The organism is Pseudomonas laurentiana, from assembly GCF_014648275.1.
In the GTDB taxonomy this organism is placed as follows: domain Bacteria; phylum Pseudomonadota; class Gammaproteobacteria; order Pseudomonadales; family Pseudomonadaceae; genus Aquipseudomonas; species Aquipseudomonas laurentiana.
Map to the genome: position 1 here is coordinate 1 of NZ_BMQU01000058.1, position 2,760 is coordinate 2,760.

A 2,760-nucleotide genomic window follows, 5' to 3' on the forward strand; every position below is an offset into this window, starting at 1 on the left:
CATTCAGCCACCACAGCCAAACGGGTTGCGCTAACGCGCAACGCGCCATGCCTGGCGCACAACAAAAGGCCCGTCGATTGACGGGCCTAATCGTGTCTGCGCAATTTAAGCGGCGGTCATTGCCGGCTGCATTTGCTGGGCTTCCGGAAAGTGAAGGTGGAACCAGGTGAAGTTTTCTTCGGTCACCTCCACGCTCGCCGATCCCTGGTGCAGACTCATGATCGACTGCACAATGGCCAAGCCAAGACCGGTACCGCCTTCGCTCCGTGCTCGGCTCTTGTCCACACGGTAGAACCGCTCAAACAAGTGCGCGTGGTGTTCCTTGGCAATACCACGGCCGGGGTTGCCGACACTCAACGTCGTACCGCTCGCACTATGCTGCACCTTAACGTAGACCGTGCGGCCGCGAGGGCAGTAACGGATCGCGTTCGAGACCAGATTCGAGACGGCACGTTGAACCATCAGGCGATTCCCGCGCACCACGTCATCACTGCCGGAGATCTGCAGCTGAATCTCGCCTTCTTCTGCTGAAATGCTGAAGAGCTCGCACACTCGCTGAACCTCGTCGACCAAGGAGACGGATTCGAACTCCACCATTGATGCTGGATGACTGACCTGGGCCAAGAACAGCATGTCGGAAACCATGCGGCTCATGCGGTCCAGCTCTTCTGTGCACGACTCCAGAACCTCCCGGTACTCGGAAAGCGATCGTTCTCTGGTCAAGGCAACCTGGGCCTTGCCCATCAGGTTGGAAAGCGGTGCTCGAAGTTCGTGAGCAAGGTCGTCAGAAAACTGCGAGAGCTGCTGAACCCCATCATCCAGGCGAGCCAGCATGATGTTGATGCCGTCGGCGAGCATTTTGAGTTCTGCCGGCATCCCATCAGTTGGAAGGCGATGGTCGAGGCTCTCGGTTGAGATTTTCGAGGCGATCTTGAGGAACTTGGTCAGTGGTAGCAGGCCTCTGCGCACAGTCCACCAGCCAATGGCCAAGATCAGTGCGAGGATGACGGGGGACATCATCAAGGCCCAGGTCAGCAACGCATCGAGCAGCGCCTCACTGGATGACTGGTCCATGGTCATATAGACGCTGACCTCTGTTCCATCGCCCAAACGCATGATTCGAGAAGCACTCAGCAGAGGACGGTCCTGCGTATCACGCCATTCGTGCTCTTTGGGCTGGGCCGCCGGCTGAAACTTGTGCACCTCCAGATTGACCTGTTTCGAGCCAATCGAGAGCAGGGGAGTCTGATTCTGTGAGGTATCGAATATGCTCACATACAGGTTGTTGTGGCCCATGACCAAATCGACAAGCTGATGCGCATCCGCGTTGACGCCGGAGATGTCCGGGATGGTGGACAGGTTGTGAGCCATCCCCGCCATCTTTACTTCCAGGTCTGCTCTGGCATTTCTTTCCAGAGCCTTGCCTACCATCAGATAGCCAAAGGTGGCGAACAGAAGCAGCAACGCTGCGCTCATCAACCCAACTTTTAACCCCAGCTTTGCAGCCAGGCTGAATGGCCTCATGCGCGTTCCTCAAAAACGTACCCAACGCCACGAAGCGTGTGAATGAGCTTGGTTTCAAACGGGTCATCGATCTTCGAGCGCAAGCGCCGGATGGCTACATCGATGACATTGGTGTCGCAATCGAAATTCATATCCCAGACCAACGAGATGATCTGAGAGCGAGTCAGCGCTTCGCCCGTTCGGCTCATGAGCAGGTGCAGAAGCGCAAATTCCTTGGTGGTGAGATCGATGCGTGTGCCACCGCGGAAGACGCGATGGCGGACGGAGTCGAGTTCCAGATCGGCAATTTTCAGCGAGCTCTTCTCGACTAACTCATCACCACGGCGTTGCAGCGAACGGATGCGAGCAAGCAGCTCAGGGAATTCGAATGGCTTCACAAGGTAGTCATCCGCGCCGCCGTCCAAGCCCTTGAGCTTGTCATTGATGCGTCCGCGGGCGGTCAGCATGATGATGCGGACCCGGCTGGTCTTACGGATGGTTTCCAGCAGGTCCCAGCCGTCGATACCCGGGAGGTTCACGTCCAGGAGGACCAACGAATAGACATTAGTGTTGAACAAGTGCAGAGCATCTACACCGTTGTGCACGATATCTACGACATACCCGCTTTCGGATAGGCCCTGCTGAAGATATTCGGCAGTTTTAATTTCGTCTTCCACAACTAGAACGCGCATAACTTATCTCAAGGTGTGAGGAAGGAGTTGGCCTAATCCGCCAAGATTATGGTTGCAGGCTGTTCGAAAGTTTGGCTGAGGGTATGGCATGTGGTAGTCGCTACCTCTGTCCATACGCCGGGTCACCTGAGGACGCTTGAATCTTAACGCGAAGAAGCTGGCCGCGGCGAAATCCTACAAATTTGTAATGTAGCCGCAAGATTTCTGACAGTCATGCAGGCTCCACCCCTAAGCATAGCGGATTCTGGGGCCTGCGGCGGTGTATGACAGATTCGCCTGGCAGGTGGAATCGGCCAGGACAGGCAGCATTTCGGTCGTTAGCTTGCAAGGACTGGTACTGGCCTTGGATCGAGGGCGCCACGCAGGCAGACCCCATGCACGGCCGCAAACCGCAGCGCCTTTCTGCAAATTAGTTCACGTGGCGGCTCGATATTCTCTCGAATAATTATCTTACAATCTATTACATGTCCAAATTGTAATTGCCCGATCATCTTGGTGTTAGGGAAATCCTGAAGAAGACTTCCCGAATCTGGTGAAATACGCCGATCCCGTTGCCCGAGTTTTC

At 55.6% G+C, this 2,760-nt stretch carries 3 protein-coding genes; all 3 read right to left on the bottom strand.

The genetic code is table 11. The features are described from left to right. Positions 1–105: 105 nt before the first annotated feature. Positions 106–1,524: a heavy metal sensor histidine kinase gene (locus IE038_RS23735; protein WP_011953107.1), complete on the bottom strand. Its 1,419-nt coding sequence runs from the start codon at positions 1,522–1,524 to the stop codon at positions 106–108. After that, positions 1,521–2,195, bottom strand: a complete 675-nt coding sequence (locus tag IE038_RS23740; protein WP_003253457.1) for a heavy metal response regulator transcription factor — start codon at positions 2,193–2,195, stop codon at positions 1,521–1,523. The genes IE038_RS23735 and IE038_RS23740 overlap by 4 nt, the downstream gene beginning before the upstream one ends. Before the next feature lie 317 nt (positions 2,196–2,512). Continuing rightward, a partial coding sequence (locus IE038_RS24600) for a hypothetical protein (RefSeq protein WP_229775734.1) occupies positions 2,513–2,760 on the bottom strand: 248 nt, incomplete at its 5' end.